General features: G+C 71.4%; 12 protein-coding genes and 5 tRNA genes. 8 read left to right on the top strand and 9 right to left on the bottom strand.

From position 1 onward, the window contains the following. The first annotated feature begins 163 nt into the window (after positions 1-163). On the top strand, positions 164-880 hold the full coding sequence (ndgR, locus tag ACL02U_RS07655) for an IclR family transcriptional regulator NdgR (RefSeq protein ID WP_412789900.1): 717 nt from the start codon (positions 164-166) through the stop codon (positions 878-880). Between the two features lie 263 nt (positions 881-1,143). On the opposite strand, the gene ACL02U_RS07650 is transcribed toward ndgR, so the two are convergent. The 9 genes from ACL02U_RS07650 to ACL02U_RS07610 form a co-directional block, all read right to left on the bottom strand. Then, positions 1,144-1,216 (bottom strand) — tRNA-Glu (locus tag ACL02U_RS07650). 26 nt (positions 1,217-1,242) lie between these two features. Next, positions 1,243-1,314: transfer RNA gene (locus tag ACL02U_RS07645), tRNA-Gln, on the bottom strand. Between the two features lie 45 nt (positions 1,315-1,359). Beyond that, positions 1,360-1,432 (bottom strand) — tRNA-Glu (locus ACL02U_RS07640). A gap of 38 nt (positions 1,433-1,470) precedes the next feature. Continuing rightward, a tRNA-Glu gene (locus ACL02U_RS07635) sits at positions 1,471-1,543 on the bottom strand. 38 nt (positions 1,544-1,581) lie between these two features. Continuing rightward, a tRNA-Gln gene (locus ACL02U_RS07630) sits at positions 1,582-1,653 on the bottom strand. 90 nt (positions 1,654-1,743) lie between these two features. Beyond that, entirely contained in the window at positions 1,744-2,475 is a 732-nt protein-coding gene (locus ACL02U_RS07625; RefSeq protein ID WP_412789899.1) for an HAD family hydrolase, read from the bottom strand. Positions 2,476-2,603: 128 nt separating this feature from the next. After that, entirely contained in the window at positions 2,604-4,091 is a 1,488-nt protein-coding gene (gene gltX / locus ACL02U_RS07620) for a glutamate--tRNA ligase (protein WP_412789898.1), read from the bottom strand. Continuing rightward, positions 4,084-4,869 (bottom strand): fumarylacetoacetate hydrolase family protein, encoded by a 786-nt coding sequence (locus tag ACL02U_RS07615; RefSeq protein ID WP_412789897.1) that lies wholly within the window; start codon positions 4,867-4,869, stop codon positions 4,084-4,086. The genes gltX and ACL02U_RS07615 overlap by 8 nt, the downstream gene beginning before the upstream one ends. Before the next feature lie 177 nt (positions 4,870-5,046). Then, positions 5,047-5,232, bottom strand: a complete 186-nt coding sequence (locus ACL02U_RS07610; protein ID WP_412789896.1) for a hypothetical protein — start codon at positions 5,230-5,232, stop codon at positions 5,047-5,049. A gap of 620 nt (positions 5,233-5,852) precedes the next feature. Here ACL02U_RS07610 and ACL02U_RS07605 point away from each other — a divergent pair. The 7 genes from ACL02U_RS07605 to ACL02U_RS07575 all read left to right on the top strand — a co-directional run bounded on the left by ACL02U_RS07605 (position 5,853) and on the right by ACL02U_RS07575 (position 15,973). Next, complete coding sequence (locus ACL02U_RS07605) at positions 5,853-9,638, top strand: nitrate- and nitrite sensing domain-containing protein (RefSeq protein WP_412789895.1); 3,786 nt, start codon at positions 5,853-5,855, stop codon at positions 9,636-9,638. A 9-nt stretch (positions 9,639-9,647) separates the two neighbouring features. Next, positions 9,648-10,061, top strand: a complete 414-nt coding sequence (locus tag ACL02U_RS07600; RefSeq protein ID WP_121890767.1) for a roadblock/LC7 domain-containing protein — start codon at positions 9,648-9,650, stop codon at positions 10,059-10,061. Positions 10,062-10,177: 116 nt separating this feature from the next. Next, complete coding sequence (locus ACL02U_RS07595) at positions 10,178-10,570, top strand: DUF742 domain-containing protein (RefSeq protein ID WP_412789894.1); 393 nt, start codon at positions 10,178-10,180, stop codon at positions 10,568-10,570. Continuing rightward, positions 10,551-11,126, top strand: coding sequence for a GTP-binding protein (locus ACL02U_RS07590; protein ID WP_412789893.1), 576 nt, complete (start codon positions 10,551-10,553; stop codon positions 11,124-11,126). The genes ACL02U_RS07595 and ACL02U_RS07590 overlap by 20 nt, the downstream gene beginning before the upstream one ends. 393 nt (positions 11,127-11,519) lie before the next feature. Further along, the gene (locus ACL02U_RS07585) at positions 11,520-14,876 is read left to right on the top strand and encodes a nitrate- and nitrite sensing domain-containing protein (RefSeq protein ID WP_412789892.1); all 3,357 of its coding nucleotides are present in this window, start codon (positions 11,520-11,522) and stop codon (positions 14,874-14,876) included. A gap of 10 nt (positions 14,877-14,886) precedes the next feature. After that, entirely contained in the window at positions 14,887-15,300 is a 414-nt protein-coding gene (locus tag ACL02U_RS07580; protein ID WP_039658182.1) for a roadblock/LC7 domain-containing protein, read from the top strand. Positions 15,301-15,400: 100 nt separating this feature from the next. After that, positions 15,401-15,973 carry a DUF742 domain-containing protein gene (locus tag ACL02U_RS07575; protein WP_412789891.1) on the top strand — a complete coding sequence of 191 codons (573 nt, stop codon included), beginning with the start codon at positions 15,401-15,403 and terminating at the stop codon, positions 15,971-15,973. Positions 15,974-15,990: the final 17 nt, after the last annotated feature.

Raw genomic sequence — 15,990 nt, 5'->3', positions numbered from 1 at the left:
CCAACTAGAGATCTTGAGGAGGCGTTGCCCTCGCACCTGCGTCCGGGCAGTCGCCACCAGGCCCGTTGATCCGCGGGCCGCTGTGCCTTCGTGACATCCAGAGTGGCGGGTTCCACCGAAAATTGAACTTGCGTTTCACAGAGTGAGACGCGAGTATCGTTGCATGGACAACAGTAGCGGCGTCGGCGTTCTGGACAAGGCGGCCGTCGTCCTGAGCGCTCTGGAGTCCGGTCCGGCCACCCTCGCGGGCCTGGTCTCGGCCACCGGACTGGCACGACCCACGGCCCACCGCCTGGCCGTGGCGCTGGAACACCACCGCATGGTGGCACGCGACATGCAGGGGCGGTTCATCCTCGGCCCGCGGCTGGCGGAACTGGCCGCCGCGGCGGGTGAGGACCGCCTGCTCGCGACCGCCGGACCGGTGCTCACCCACCTCCGCGACATGACCGGCGAGAGCGCGCAGCTCTACCGGCGCCAGGGCGACATGCGCATCTGCGTCGCCGCGGCCGAGCGCCTCTCCGGGCTGCGGGACACCGTCCCGGTGGGCTCGACACTCACGATGAAGGCCGGCTCCTCGGCGCAGATCCTGATGGCCTGGGAGGAGCCGGAGCGCCTGCACCGCGGCCTGCAGGGCGCCCGCTTCACGGCGACCGCCCTGTCGGGTGTGCGGCGCCGGGGCTGGGCGCAGTCGATCGGCGAGCGCGAGCCGGGGGTCGCCTCCGTCTCCGCGCCGGTCCGCGGGCCCTCGAACCGCGTGGTGGCCGCCGTCTCGGTCTCGGGACCCATCGAGCGCCTCACCCGCCATCCCGGGCGCATGCACGCCCAGGCGGTCATCGACGCCGCCGGTCGTCTGTCCGAGGCGCTGCGCCGCTCGGGCTGAGGAGCCCGGGACCGGAGTACGTCACCGGGGAGGGCCGGCCTCAACGCCGCGGCGGGCCCTTCCCGGTCTCTCCCCACCGGGCCTGGGGCGACCGTGGCGCCGCGGGCCGCTGCCGTCGTGGCGCCGCGGGCCGCTGCCGTGGTGCGGGTCCGCCGCGGGCCGCGGGAGTCGGCCCGGGGACGGCGCGGGGCGGACGCGGCTTCGCGGGAGGGGTGTGCACACGACGAAGGCCCCCCGGTTTCCCGGAGGGCCTCCACTCGCTGTACCCCCGACCGGATTCGAACCGGCGCTACCGCCTTGAGAGGGCGGCGTGCTAGGCCGCTACACAACGGGGGCCTCGATCATGCGTTTCCGCAGATCAGCTGGTCTACCTGGACTCGAACCAAGACTAACTGAACCAGAATCAGTCGTGCTGCCAATTACACCATAGACCAAGGTGGCTCGGGCCTCCGCGCGCTGCGGACGCCCTTCACCTTCAGTACCCCCGACCGGATTCGAACCGGCGCTACCGCCTTGAGAGGGCGGCGTGCTAGGCCGCTACACAACGGGGGCCCTGATCACGTGCAGTTCCGGAGAACTCCCGGGATCCGTACCCCCGACCGGATTCGAACCGGCGCTACTGCCTTGAGAGGGCAGCGTGCTAGGCCGCTACACAACGGGGGCTTGCGGATGTGATCCGCGGTGCAGATGAGCTCTGCGAGCTGGCCTACCTGGACTCGAACCAAGACTAACTGAACCAGAATCAGTCGTGCTGCCAATTACACCATAGGCCATCGGAACGCAAACCCGTGCAGGGTTCTCGCTCTCTCCCGCGCTCCGGGGCTCCGGCCTTTCGGCCCGCTCCCCGCGGCGCAGGAAGAACATTACCCGAAGGTGGACGGGGCTCCAAAACGGGTATCCGCGCCGACGATCGCGGGGAGTTCGGCGAGGGAGGCGATCCGGCGCGGCCCACCGGGCCCGTCACCGGGTGTGTGGACCCCGTCACGGTCGATCCACACCGAGAGCATTCCGGCCTCGGCGGCACCCCGGCCGTCGATCTCCGGGTGGTCGCCGACGTACGCCACCTGGTGCGGCGCGAGCCGCAGTGCTTCGCAGGCCGCGTGGAAGGCGCGGGCCTCGGGCTTGGAGACGCCGAGCTCGGCGGCGCAGAGGATGGTCTCGAAGCGGCCGTGGACCCCGAGGGCGCGCAGTTTGGGGTCCTGCACGTGCAGGCTGGAGTTGGAGAGCACGGCGTGCCGGTGGCTCGCGGCGAGCGCGTCGAGGGCGGGCAGCACGTCCGGGAAGAGGGACCAGGCCGTCTCGTAGTGGCGGAGGTAGCGGCGGAACCAGTCGTCGGCCTCCGCGTCGGTCAGCTCCCGGCCGAGGAAGACCCGGACGCGGTCCCTGCGCTGCCCCTCGAAGCTCGTCTCCCCCGCCGAGAAGCGGGCCCACTGCCGGTGGGTCACCTCCCGCCAGCGGCCGAGGGCCGCCTGCACGGTCTCGCCGCCCCCCAGCAGGCCCTCGGCCGACAGATGGGCCCGCATGCCCTCGCGGTCCGCGGTGGTGTAGTCGAAGAGGGTGTCGTCCACGTCCCAGACCACGGCTCGGATGCTCATGGCTCGACGGTAGCCCCGCTCCCGGCCGCGTGTCCGGTGGACGGCGGACAGCGGGAAAGGAGGGGGCGGACGCTCGGAGGGGGCGGCAGCCCGTCGGCCGCCGCCCCCTCCGGGCTCCCGGGTTCCGCTCAGCCCTCGGTCAGCTTCGCCAGGGCCGCGTCGACGCGGGACAGCGAGGCGTCCTTGCCCAGCACCTGCAGGGACTCGAAGAGGGGGAGGCCCACGGTGCGGCCGGTGACGGCGACCCGGACCGGCGCCTGGGCCTTGCCGAGCTTCAGCCCGTGGGTCTCGCCCGCCGCCAGCACGGCCTCCTTCAGGGACTCCGGGGAGTCCCAGTCGGCCGACTCCAGCTTCTCCCTCGCCGTGCGCAGGAGCGCGTCGCTGCCCTCCTTCATCGCCTTCGCCCAGCTCGCCTCGTCGTGGACCGGCTGCGGCAGGAACAGGAAGTCGACGTTGTCGGTGATCTCCGAAAGGACCTTCAGGCGGGTCTGGGCGTGCGGGGCGATCGCCTGCCACCTGGCCTCGTCGAAGTCCTCCGATGCCCAGGGGGCGAACGGGGCGGCCAGCCAGGGGCGGCAGCGCTCGGTGAAGTCCTTCACCTCGAGCAGGCGGATGTGGTCGGCGTTGATCGCCTCGCACTTCTTCAGGTCGAAGCGGGCGGGGTTGGGGTTGACGTCCCCGATCTCGAAGGCCGCGACCATCTCCCGCGCGGAGAAGACGTCCTGCTCGGCGGAGAGCGACCAGCCCAGCAGGGAGAGGTAGTTGAGCAGGCCCTCGGGGAGGAAGCCGCGCTCGCGGTACAGGTTCAGCGACGCCTGCGGATCGCGCTTGGAGAGCTTCTTGTTGCCCTCCCCCATGACATAGGGGAGGTGGCCGAAGTCGGGGACGCGGTGGGCGACGCCCAGCTCGATGAGCGCCTCGTACAGGGCGATCTGCCGGGGGGTGGAGGAGAGCAGGTCCTCGCCGCGCAGGACGTGGGTGATCTCCATCAGGGCGTCGTCGACCGGGTTGACCAGCGTGTAGAGGGGAGCGCCGTTGGCCCGCACGATCCCGTAGTCGGGGACGTTCTCCGGGGTGAACGACAGCTCGCCGCGGACCAGGTCGTTGAACGTGATCGTCTTGTCGGGCATGCGGAAGCGGACGATCGGGGTGCGGCCCTGCGCCTTGTACCGCTCGACCTGCTCGGTGCCCAGGTCGCGGCAGTGGCCGTCGTAGCCCGAGGGCCGGCCGGCCGCCCGGGCGGCCTCGCGGCGGCCGTCCAGCTCCTCCTGGGAGCAGTAGCAGTGGTAGGCGCGGCCGGCGTCCAGGAGCTTGTCGGCAACGTCCTTGTAGAGGTCCATCCGCTGGGACTGGCGGTACGGCGCGTGCGGGCCGCCGATCTCGGGGCCCTCGTCCCAGTCGAAGCCGAGCCAGCGCATCGAGTCGAGCAGCTGGCGGTAGGACTCCTCGGAGTCGCGGGCCGCGTCGGTGTCCTCGATGCGGAACACGAACGTGCCGCCGTGGTGGCGGGCGTACGCCCAGTTGAACAGGGCCGTGCGGACCAGGCCCACGTGGGGGTTACCGGTGGGCGACGGGCAGAAACGGACGCGTACGGGGGAGGCGGGTGCGCTAGCCACGCTTGACAACCTTGTTGGTGAGAGTGCCGATGCCTTCGATGGTGACGGCGACCTCGTCGCCGACGTGCAGGGGGCCGACCCCTGCCGGGGTGCCGGTGAGGACGACGTCGCCGGGGAGCAGCGTCATCGCCTCGGAGACGTTGACGATCAGGTCCTCGATCGAGTGGACCATGTCGCTGGTGCGGCCCAGCTGGCGCTGTTCGCCGTTGACGGTGAGCTGGATCGTCAGGTCCGAGGCCGCGCGCAGGTCCAGGTCCGTCTCCACCCAGGGGCCGAGCGGGCAGGAGGTGTCGAAGCCCTTGGCCCTGGCCCACTGCTTCTCGCGTCGCTGGACGTCGCGCGCGGTGACGTCGTTGGCGCAGGTGAAGCCGAGGACGACGTCCTGCACGCGCTCGCGGGGGACCTCGCGGCACATGCGGCCGATGACTACGGCCAGCTCGGCCTCGTGGTGCAGTTCCTCAGAGAACGCCGGGTACTGGATCTCGTCCCCGGGCCCGATGACCGAGGTGGAGGGCTTGAAGAAGGCGAACGGGGCCTCGGGCACCTCGTCGCCCATCTCCCTGGCGTGTTCGGCGTAGTTGCGGCCGAAGGCCACGACCTTGTTGGGGAGCACCGGCGGCAGCAGCCGGACCTGGTTCAGCGGCACGCGGGTGCCGGAGAGTTCGTGGTCCGCGAACGGGATGCCCTTGATGATGTTGAGGACTAGTTCGTCCGGCTTGTCGCCTTCGACCGCGCCGAAGGCGACGTTCCCGTCGATGGAGAACCTGGCGATGCGCACGGGATCCTTGCGCCCCTTAACTGAGTGCTGAGCTGGCGGGAGTCTGACGGTCCAGGCTAGCGCGGGCGGGCCGCCGGCCTTGCGCGCGGCGTCGCACCGCCGAAGGGGCGCGCCGGACGCACGGAGGGCGCCCGTTCGACACGGGCGCCCTCGGGGGCGCGGGGCCTCGCGGCCGGGCTACTGCGCGCCGGCCGCGACCGGCAGCTCCATCAGGACGGTGCGCCGGGGGTTGGCGGTCTGCGCGGGGAGTTCGGAGGAGTGCTCCGGCTGCTGCGGCGTCTGCAGTTCGGCGGCGTCCGCCAGGTGGGCCAGCGTCGTGCGGCGCGGGTTGGCGATCCGGTGGAACATCGTCGTCGTCTTCACGGTGGCGGGAACCCTGTCGTCTCGGGGCGCGGGTGCGCTCCCCAGAGTGCCTGGGGAGGGGATCAAGCTACCCGATGCGCGCGGTTACCAGACTATTGCTTTTTGTAAAGTGCCAGGTTAGGCGTGCGAATTCCCTCCGCAGACGTGAAGGTCACATGGCTGCGGTGTGACTTTGCTCACGACCGGCGGGACAAAGCGGTCGATTCCGCCGCGCCCGCCAGTCCGACGAAACGGACACCGGACACCTGAAGCGACCATTCCGCTCCTGATCATGGCGACTGGGACACCGGACGCGGGTTCACGCCTCGCTCCTTTATGTCCGCTTTACGGGCAATCACTTTCCACGCCTGGTAACTCGTCACTCACATGGTGTCACGGAGGTCACAGCCTGGCCCACGAACCTTGTTGGAGATCCTGCACTGTGCTGGAATGCCACGGACCGCCGCAGGATCTGGCCGGCGCGCCGGGCGCAGCACAGCGCCGAGTGGCGGCGGAAGGGGGGAGACAGCGCCGGTCGACGAAGACCACCCGGGGGGCGCATTCAGGGCGCTCCCCACAACGCCGACACCGTGTCCCGCCGTTCACCCGGAGGGGCGCCTGGTTCAGAGGTTGCGACGCTAGTGCAGGGACGTTTCAAGAGGGATGGCAGCGCTTCGGCCGAGCCGGAGCCGCACGGCGGGACCGACCGCGGTTCCTCGCCCCAGCACGCCCAGAACCAGGGCCCGGCTCAGGTCGGAGAGGGCGGCGAGCGCCCCGGTGCGACCGGGTCGGCCTCGGGCCCCCCGTCCGGGCCCGCCGCGCCCGTCGTCAGGTCCAAGGGTGCCACCGGCCCCGGCCCCCGAATAGCCCTGCGCAACTGGCGTATCTCCACGCGCCTGGTGTCGCTGCTGGCGCTGCCCGTGGTCGCCGCGACCACCCTCGGCGCGCTGCGCATCAGCGGCTCCATGGAGGACATGAAGCAGCTCGACAACATGAAGCTGCTCACCGACATGACCACGCAGGCCACCGAACTGGCCGCCGCGCTCCAGGAGGAGCGCGACCAGTCCGCCGGCCCGTTGGCCCACCACGGCAGCGCCTCCGACTACACCGTCAAGGGCTACCGGGACCGCACCGACCGCGCCAAGGAGAACTTCCTCACCGCCTCCGAGCAGGTCGAGGACAACAACCTGCAGGGCGTGCGCGACAGCGTCGTCGGCATCGCACGCGACCTGAACACCCTCAGCAAGATCCGGCAGCAGGCGTTCGCGGACGCGGACCAGGGCAACGCCACGCAGACGGTCGAGGCCTACCACCGCCTCATCACCCACCTGCTGGACCTCTCGCAGGACATGGCCCAGGCGACCAGCAACCCCGAGATGATCCAGCGCACCCGCGCGCTGGCGGCGTTCTCCGCGGCCAAGGAGTACGCCTCCATGCAGCGCGCCGTCCTCGCCTCGGCGCTGCCCGCCAACAACACGACCTACGGCAACCTGTCCTCCAACGACCGGGCCTACGCCGAGTCGGCGCTGGAGAGCCAGAAGTCGGAACTGAACAGTTTCCGCAGCATCTACGGCACCAGCAACGCCGAGGAACTGCTGAAGCCCATCGAGGAGGGCAACCCGACGATCGAGGCGACCGACCTCTACGCAGGTCGCGCGCTGGGCCGGTCGGAGGGCCTGAAGGGCCTGGAGAAGCGCTCCTACCGCGACTGGGTCGACGACAGCTCGGTCAAGATCCAGCAGATGAAGAACATCGAGCACCGCCTGCTGGAGGAGATGGAGCAGAAGGCGCGCACGCTGCGTGCCGAGTCGGAGCGCGAGGCGATCATCTCCGGTGCGCTCATCCTGCTCGTCCTCGGTGTCTCGCTGGTCGGCGCCTTCGTGGTGGCCCGCTCCATGATCCGCTCGCTGCGCCGGCTGGAGGACACCGCGACCAGGGTCGCCCAGGACCGCCTGCCCGAGCTGGTCAAGCAGCTCTCCGAGGCCGACCCGCAGGACGTCGACACCTCCGTGGAGTCGGTCGGCGTGCACTCCCGGGACGAGATCGGCCGAGTGGCCGCGGCCTTCGACGACGTGCACCGCGAGGCGGTCCGCCTCGCCGCCGAGCAGGCCCTGCTGCGGGGCAACGTCAACGCGATGTTCACCAACCTCTCGCGCCGCTCCCAGGGCCTGATCCAGCGCCAGCTCTCGCTGATCTCCGAGCTGGAGTCCCGCGAGGCCGACCCGGACCAGCTCTCCTCGCTGTTCAAGCTCGACCACCTCGCGACCCGTATGCGCCGGAACGGCGAGAACCTCCTCGTCCTCGCCGGCGAGGAGCCCGGCCGCCGCTGGACCCGCCCGGTCCCGCTGGTCGACGTGCTGCGTGCCGCCGCGTCCGAGGTGGAGCAGTACGAGCGCATCGAACTCGCGGCCGTCCCGTCCACCGAGGTGGCCGGCCGCGTGGTCAACGACCTCGTGCACCTGCTCGCCGAGCTGCTGGAGAACGCCACCTCGTTCTCCTCCCCCCAGACCAAGGTCAAGGTCACCGGTCACGCGCTGCCCGACGGCCGGGTGCTGATCGAGATCCACGACACCGGCATCGGGCTCTCCCCGGAGGACCTGGCGGCGATCAACGAGCGGCTGGCGTCGCCGCCCACCGTGGACGTCTCCGTCTCCCGGCGCATGGGCCTGTTCGTGGTCGGCCGGCTGTCGCAGCGCCACGGCATCCGCATCCAGCTCCGCCCGTCCGACTCCGGCGGCACGACCGCGCTGGTCATGCTGCCCGTCGACGTCGCCCAGGGCGGCAAGAAGCCGCAGGGCAAGGGCGGCCAGGGCGCAGGCAACGCCGGTGGACCGGCGGCCGCGCAGGCGGCCGCCGGCGCGGCCGCGGCCCGCCGCCAGGCCCAGTCCGGGCAGCAGCACGGCGCCGTCGGCGCCGGACCGTCCGGCGCGGGCCGGCTCGGTGCCGGTCAGGGTCCGCGGGCCGCACTTCCCGGCCGGGACGGCGGACGCCCGGGTGCGCCCGGCGGCGCCCCCGGTCCGCAGTCGCCCGCCGCTCCCCAGCAGGGCCGGCCGACCGCCGGGGCGGGCGCCCCGTTCGGCCAGTCGCCGGCCGCGCCGCCGCAGGGCCTCCAGTCCGGGGGTGCCCCGGCGCCCGAGCAGGACGCCTTCGGCGCCGGGCGGGGGACGGCCCCCGGTCAGCGCCCGCAGGACGACTCCGGCGCCGAGCAGGGCCGCCGCGGCCGCAGGCCGCAGCTCCCGCCGCGTGCCGGGCAGCGTCCCGAGCTGCCCGGCGCCGAGCCGCAGCGGACGCCCGGCTGGGGCGGCGAGGCCGCCCAGCCGCCGGTGCCGCGTGCCTCGCTGGACGCTCCGCGCGGCCACGACGAGCCGGACGTCACCGCCACCTCCCGGATGCCCCGCATCGACGCGGGACAGGGCCCCGGTTCCACGGCCGAGATCCCGCGGTTCGACGAGCGGCAGGTGCCCGGCGGCACGGGCGAGTTCCCCCGCCCGGGCGCCGAGGCACCCCGGCAGAACGGCCGTCCCGGCGACGACCAGTTCATGCGCTCGGACGTCTTCGGGGCGCCGGCCGGCCCGAGCGGCGGCCCGGACGGGCCGTCGTCCACCGGCCAGTTCGCCGCCCCGCAGGCCCAGGATTCCGGCACTACCGGCGAGTTCAGGGCACCGGGCTACGAGGAGTCCCCCACGGGACGTCACTCGCTGCCCGGCCGCCCGGACGGGTCCGGGGGCACCGGCCAGTTCGAGCGCCCGCAGCCGCAGACCGGCGGGTACGGCTACCCGCAGCAGCCGTCCCAGCAGCCCCAGAACGGGTACGGCTACCCGCAGCCGTCCACGCAGCAGCCGCAGAACGGGTACGGCTACCCGCAGCAGCCGTCCCAGCAGCCCCAGAGCGGTTACGGGTACCCCCAGCCCGGGCAGCAGCGCGCGCCGAGGCCCGAGGCGGAGGCCCTGCCTCCGGCGACCGGCCCGGCGGACGGCCGCACCCCGCTGTACGACACGCTGGAGACCAACTGGTTCCGGGGCGGCGGCTCCGCCGGCGCGGCCGGTCAGCAGGGCAACGGCTCCGCGCCGGCCCCCCGGCAGCAGCCGCCGCAGCCCGCGGCGCCGCCGCAGCAGCGGGGCCCGCAGACCGCGGCCTGGCGCACCTCGCCCAACGACGATCTGGTGCGGCAGGCGGAACGCGTCCGCCAGCCCGCCGCGGGCGGCGTCACCACCTCCGGCCTCCCGCGTCGCGTGCCCCGGGCGAATCTCGTGCCGGGTACGGCTCAGCAGCAGCAGCACCAAACCGGTCCGCAGGTCTCGCGTGCGCCTGACGACGTGCGCGGGCGGCTGACCAATCTCCGTCGGGGTATCGCGCAGGGTCGCTCGGCCGGTACCGGCCCGGCGACCGGCAACCACCCGAGCCCCACTCACCAGCAGGAGCGATAGTTGAGCCAGATGAGCCAGGCGGCACAGAACCTCAACTGGTTGATCACGAACTTCGTGGACAACACCCCCGGGGTGTCCCACACGGTCGTCGTGTCGGCCGACGGCCTGCTGCTGGCGATGTCAGAGGGTTTCCCCCGCGACCGCGCCGATCAGCTCGCCGCGGTCGCCTCGGGACTCACCTCGCTGACCGCGGGTGCCTCCCGGATCTTCGAGGGCGGCGATGTGGCGCAGACGGTCGTCGAGATGGAGCGGGGATTCCTCTTCCTGATGTCCATCTCGGACGGCTCGTCCCTCGCCGTACTCGCCCATCCCGAATGCGACATCGGTCTCGTCGGTTACGAGATGGCCCTCCTGGTCGACCGTGCGGGCGCGGTCCTCACGCCCGATCTGCGCGCCGAACTCCAGGGAAGTCTCCTGCACTGACCACTCAGGATCCACCCGTCTCACCACCACACCGTCCGGCCGCCACGATCCCCCCACCGGCCCCCGTCAGACGGCAACCGCGACTCGCTCGACCTGCTGTCCCGCCCGGAGGATTCATGACCCCGCCCAACGCCCATGATCCGTACGCCGAGTCGTACGAGGAAGAGGGCGACCAGCCGCTGGTCAGGCCATACGCGATGACCGGCGGCCGGACCAGGCCGCGCTACCAGCTCGCCATCGAGGCGCTCATCAGCACCACGGCAGATCCGGCGGCGCTCATGGGGCTGCTGCCCGAGCACCAGCGCATCTGCCATCTGTGCCGGGAGGTCAAGTCGGTCGCGGAGGTGTCCGCACTGCTGGCCATGCCGCTCGGGGTGGCCAGGATCCTCGTTGCCGACCTCGCCGAGGCCGGTCTCGTCGCGGTCCACCAGCCGGGTGGCGACGAGGCGACGGGTGCTCCGGACGTGACACTGCTCGAAAGGGTGCTCAGTGGACTTCGCAAGCTCTGAAGCGGGACGGGCCACCACCTCCGCGAAGATCGTGGTGGCGGGCGGCTTCGGCGTGGGCAAGACGACGTTCGTCGGCGCCGTCTCGGAGATCAACCCGCTGCGCACAGAGGCCGTCATGACATCCGCATCAGCGGGCATCGACGACCTCACCCACACCGGGGACAAGACCACCACCACGGTGGCCATGGACTTCGGACGCATCACCCTCGACCAGGACCTCATCCTCTACCTCTTCGGCACCCCCGGCCAGGACCGCTTCTGGTTCATGTGGGACGACCTGGTACGCGGCGCCATCGGCGCCGTCGTCCTCGTCGACACCCGCCGCCTGGCCGACTGCTTCCCCGCCGTCGACTACTTCGAGAACAGCGGCCTGCCCTTCGTCATCGCCCTCAACGGCTTCGACGGACAGCAGCCCTACAACCCCGACGAGGTCCGCGAAGCCCTCCAGATAGGGCCCGACACTCCGATCATCACCACCGACGCCCGCCACCGCGCGGACGCCAAGTCGGCCCTGATCACCCTGGTGGAACACGCCCTCATGGCACGGCTGAAGTAGCATCCAAGTCGTACGTCCACCAGGGCAGTTGCCGTATCGGCACCGGAGCCGGCTGTGGCCTTTGACACGGTCGGCTCCGGTGTTCATAACAGTTCGGCAGAGGAATCGCGGAGATCGGCAACGCGTCGCGGTCGATCAGTGCCGCTGCGCGTACGAATGCCCCGCCTTTTGGCGGGGCTCGCTCTTTATGACCGTTTTATCTGGGGCTTACATCACGTCGGACCGTCGCATCCCACTGTTTGGAAGACCGCAGGTGGACGTGCTGGAATGCCTGAACTGCCCGCTGGTACGCAACGTATTCCCGGTCGACGCACCGTCGGCCGACACGACCGGCCGGGCTCTGAGAAACTGCGGCACGACGTAGGTGCCGACCGCCGAGAGGTTGTTGGTCGAGTGAGGCGAAGCCAGAAACGTCCCGAGCCGGCGGCGCGGGGCAACTTCACCCCGCCGCCGCGCGGAGCGGCGCCCGCCCCTGCGTCCGGCCCCGATCCGGTCACCTCTCCCGGCAGCCGTCTCTCCCCGCGCAACTGGCGGGTGCCCACCCGGCTGAACGCGATCCTGCTCATACCCGTGCTGGTCGGCCTCGTCATGGGCGGCTTCCAGGTGAAGAGCTCGATCGACACCTGGCAGGAGGCCGAGGACGCCAAGCACGTCGCGCTCCTCGTCCGCGCCGCCGAGGACTACGGCCAGGCCCTCCTCGACGAACGCGACCTGTCCGCCCCCGACCTGCTCCAGGGCAAGGGCGTGACGGACCAGGTCAAGAAGCTGCGCGAGGACACCGACAACGCCAAGCAGGTGTTCGACGCGGCGGCCGCGGACATGCCGCACACCGGCAACCTGGACCGCCGGCTGAAGCTGTTCCGTTCCAACGAGTCCAAGCTGGACGCCCTGCGCAAGGCCGCCTACACCCCGGCCATGGACCCGGTGAAGACGGAGGAGGGCTACGTCTCCGTCCAGCACTCCCTGATGGAGTTCGCGAACGAGCTGAGCCTCGGGACCGGCAACGTCACCAGCTACGGCCGCACCGTCTACGCCGTCTCACTGGCCAAGGCGGCCACCTCGCTGGAGCGCTCCATCGGCACGCATCTGCTGATCCGCCCCAGCGACAAGGCCACCGTGCTCCAGCAGCAGCGGGTCTCCCTGGCCACGTACCGGTACCTCGAGGGCATCTCCGTCAACGAGTTCGTCTCGTCCGGCACGCAGGCCGACGTCGACCGCCTCAACCAGATCATGGCCCAGCAGCGCAAGGCCATCGGGGACTCCGGCACGGCCGTGGACGCCGGCCAGACCTCCTCCACCCAGGGCGGCGCCTACACCGCCATCCCGGCCGCAGACAAGATGCTCCAGGGCATCGCCTCGGGCGCCTTCACCACGGACGAACTGGCCGGCAAGGGCGTGACGCCGAAGACCTGGCTGGCCGCCTCCACCGCGAAGGTGGCGGGCTACCGCCAGCTGGAGACCGACCTCGTCGACCAGGCCGTGACCGAGGCCCAGGACGTCGCCGACAGCGCCAAGCGGGACGCCGTCGTCACCGGTGCCGCGGTGGTCGTCGCACTGCTGCTGGCCTTCATCCTGGCCGGCGCGGTGGCCCAGCAGATGAGCCGCTCGATGCGCCAGCTGCGCAACGCCGCCTTCGGCATCGCCGAGCAGCGCCTGCCGATGCTCGTCGACCAGCTCTCCCGTACCGACCCCGGGCGGGTCGACACCCAGGTGACGCCGATCCCGATCACCACCACCGACGAGATCGGCGAGGTGGCCCGGGCCTTCGACCAGGTGCACCGCGAAGCGGTCCGCCTCGCCGCCGAGCAGGCCCTGCTGCGGGGCAACATCAACGCGATCTTCACCAACCTCTCGCGCCGCAACCAGTCGCTCATCGAGGGCCAGCTCACCCTCATCACCGACCTGGAGAACAACGAGGCGGACCCGGACCAGCTGGAGAACCTCTTCAAGCTGGACCACCTGGCCACCCGTATGCGCCGCAACGGCGAGAACCTGCTCGTCCTGGCCGGCGAGGAGCCCGGCCGCCGCTGGGACCAGCCCGTGCCGCTGGTCGACGTGCTGCGCGCCGCCTCCTCCGAGGTGGAGCAGTACGAACGCATCGAGCTGTCCGGCGTCCCCGAGTGCGACATCCACGGCCGCGCCGTGACCGACCTGGTGCACCTGCTGGCCGAGCTGCTGGAGAACGCCACCACGTTCTCCTCCCCGCAGACCAAGGTCCGCGTCACCGCCACCCGGCTGCCCGACGGCCGCGTCATGGTCGAGATCCACGACAAGGGCATCGGCCTGATCGCCGAGGACTTCGCCGACATCAACCACAAGCTGGCCAACCCGCCGACCGTCGACGCCGCGATCTCCCAGCGCATGGGCCTCTTCGTGGTCGGCCGGCTGTCCGACCGGCACGGCATCCGGGTGCAGCTGCGCCCCTCCGGCGAGCAGGCCGGCACCACCTCGCTGGTCATGCTGCCCGACGCGATCACCCACGGTGGCGGTGGCGAGCCGGCGCTGCAGCGCGACGAGTTCACCGTCTCGCAGATCATCCCGGAGCAGGACATCGCCGGCGAGGACTTCGGCGGGCAGCAGCCGCTGCGCACGGCGGCCGAACTCGGCTTCGACGACAGCCGCTACGCCGACGTCCCCGACGACATCCGCGAGCTGGACCCGGTCGGCCGCTCCCTGATGCGCGGAGAGCGCCGGGCGGCCCTGGAAGCCCAGGCCCACGACCCGCAGGACGGTCCCCCGGCGCCCGAGCAGCCCGCGTACACCGACGACTTCGGCGGCGGGTACGACGAGTACGCCGGGTTCGCCGACGGTGGTGGCGCCCCGCAGGATCCGCCGGCCGGGGCCTTCGAGCAGCAGGCCGACCCCGACGGCGGGCAGACCGGCTACGGCGACCAGCAGACCGGCTACGACGACCGGCAGACCGGGTACGGCGACCAGCAGACCGGCTACGGCGACCAGCAGCAGGAGGCCTACGACGACCGGCTGCGTTCCGCGTACGAGGGCGCACCGCAGCCGTCGTACGGGGAGCCGTACCTGCCGCAGGACGGCGGTCCGTCGCAGAACGGCGGCTACCCGAACGGCAACGGCTACCCGGAGGCTTCCTATCCGGAGCCGGCGGCGGACGGGCCCGCTCCGGGGCACTCCGCCTCCGCCGAGAGCTACCCCGGCCTGGAGCGCCGCCCCCACCAGGACGACTGGCCGCAGCAGGACGGCTACCAGAACGGCTACCCGGACCAGTACGCTCCACAAGCCCGGGAAGCGGAATCTGCGCAGGCCGGTGACGCAAGCGAGTCGGACCGCGTAGGCTTCGACCGTCCGGGACCGGCCGACCCCGCCGTCCACGAGATGACCGACGCCGGGCTTCCCCGCCGCGGATCCACCGCGAGCGGAGCCAACGGCGCTCGGCCCGTGGACCGGGAGTCGCCGGCCTCCTCCCCGTCGCCCAGCGGCGGGGACGGCAGCTGGCACTCGGCGAACGACGAGCGCTGGCAGCAGGCCTCGCAGCTCCGCAAGCCCAAGGCAGGCGGGGTCACCGCCTCCGGTCTGCCTCGGCGGGTACCCAAGGCCAACCTGGTCCAGGGTGCCGCCGAAACCACCCCCCAGGGAGGCCCACAGGTCTCCCGCGCCCCGGAGGACGTCCGGGGCAGGCTGAGCAACCTGCGGCGCGGCGTCCAACGAGGCCGCAACGCAGGCAGTGAATCGAACGTCCAGGGCTTCGGTCCTGACAGCACCTACAACCAGGAGCGTTAGTGTGAGCCCGATGAGCCAGGCGGCACAGAACCTGAACTGGTTGATCACCAACTTCGTGGACAACACCCCGGGGGTGTCCCACACGGTGGTGGTCTCCGCCGACGGACTCCTTCTGGCGATGTCCGAAGGCTTCCCGCGTGATCGCGCCGACCAGTTGGCGGCCGTCGCCTCCGGACTGACCTCGCTGACCGCGGGCGCCTCGCGGATCTTCGAGGGCGGCAGCGTGAACCAGACGGTTGTGGAGATGGAGAGGGGATTCCTCTTCATCATGTCCATCTCCGACGGTTCGTCCCTCGCCGTTCTCGCACATCCGGAGGCGGACATCGGTCTCATCGGCTACGAGATGGCGCTTCTGGTGGACCGCGCCGGCTCGGTCCTGACACCGGATCTTCGTGCGGAGCTCCAAGGGAGCCTTCTCAACTGAGAGACGGCCGATGCGCTCCGGTGTCCCGGGGTCGTAAGGTTTCGGGACGCGGCTTCCACACTGCTGGATGTCAGGGCACAGTCGGAGGAGGAGAAAAGAAGTGACAACACCCCCAGGTGGCCCGTCATCGGGCAGTTGGGACTACGGTCCTGCCCAGGGTTCGGGTGACCACCGGTCGAACCCGTACCACTTCCCCTCCGCCCCCCGCCACCGGCAGCCGTACGCCCCGCAGGGCCCCGGCCCTTCGCCGTACGACCAGCCCGCGGCACCGCGCATCCAGCCGGTGCAGCCGCAGCGCCACTCCCCCGAGCCGGCGCCCGCGGGAGCATCGAACAACCCTCTGGTGCGTCCGTACGCCATGACGGGCGGACGCACCAGGCCCCGGTACCAGCTCGCCATCGAGGCGCTGGTGCACACCACCGCGGCTCCGCACCAGATGCAGGGGCAACTGCCCGAGCATCAGCGGATCTGCAACCTCTGCCGGGAGATCAAGTCGGTGGCCGAGATCTCGGCGCTGCTCACGATCCCTCTCGGCGTGGCCAGGATCCTCGTCGCCGACTTGGCGGAGGCGGGACTGGTCGCCATCCATCAGCCCGGCGGCGACGAGAGCGCCGGCGGCCAGCCAGACGTGACACTGCTCGAAAGGGTGCTCAGTGGACTTCGCAAGCTCTAGCGGCGGTCCTTCCCGCT

Source organism: Streptomyces sp. MS06, assembly GCF_047200655.1.
Classification (GTDB): Bacteria; Actinomycetota; Actinomycetes; order Streptomycetales; family Streptomycetaceae; genus Streptomyces.
The sequence above is the reverse complement of the archived record's forward strand: the minus strand, read 5'-3'. Positions and strand labels throughout refer to the sequence as shown.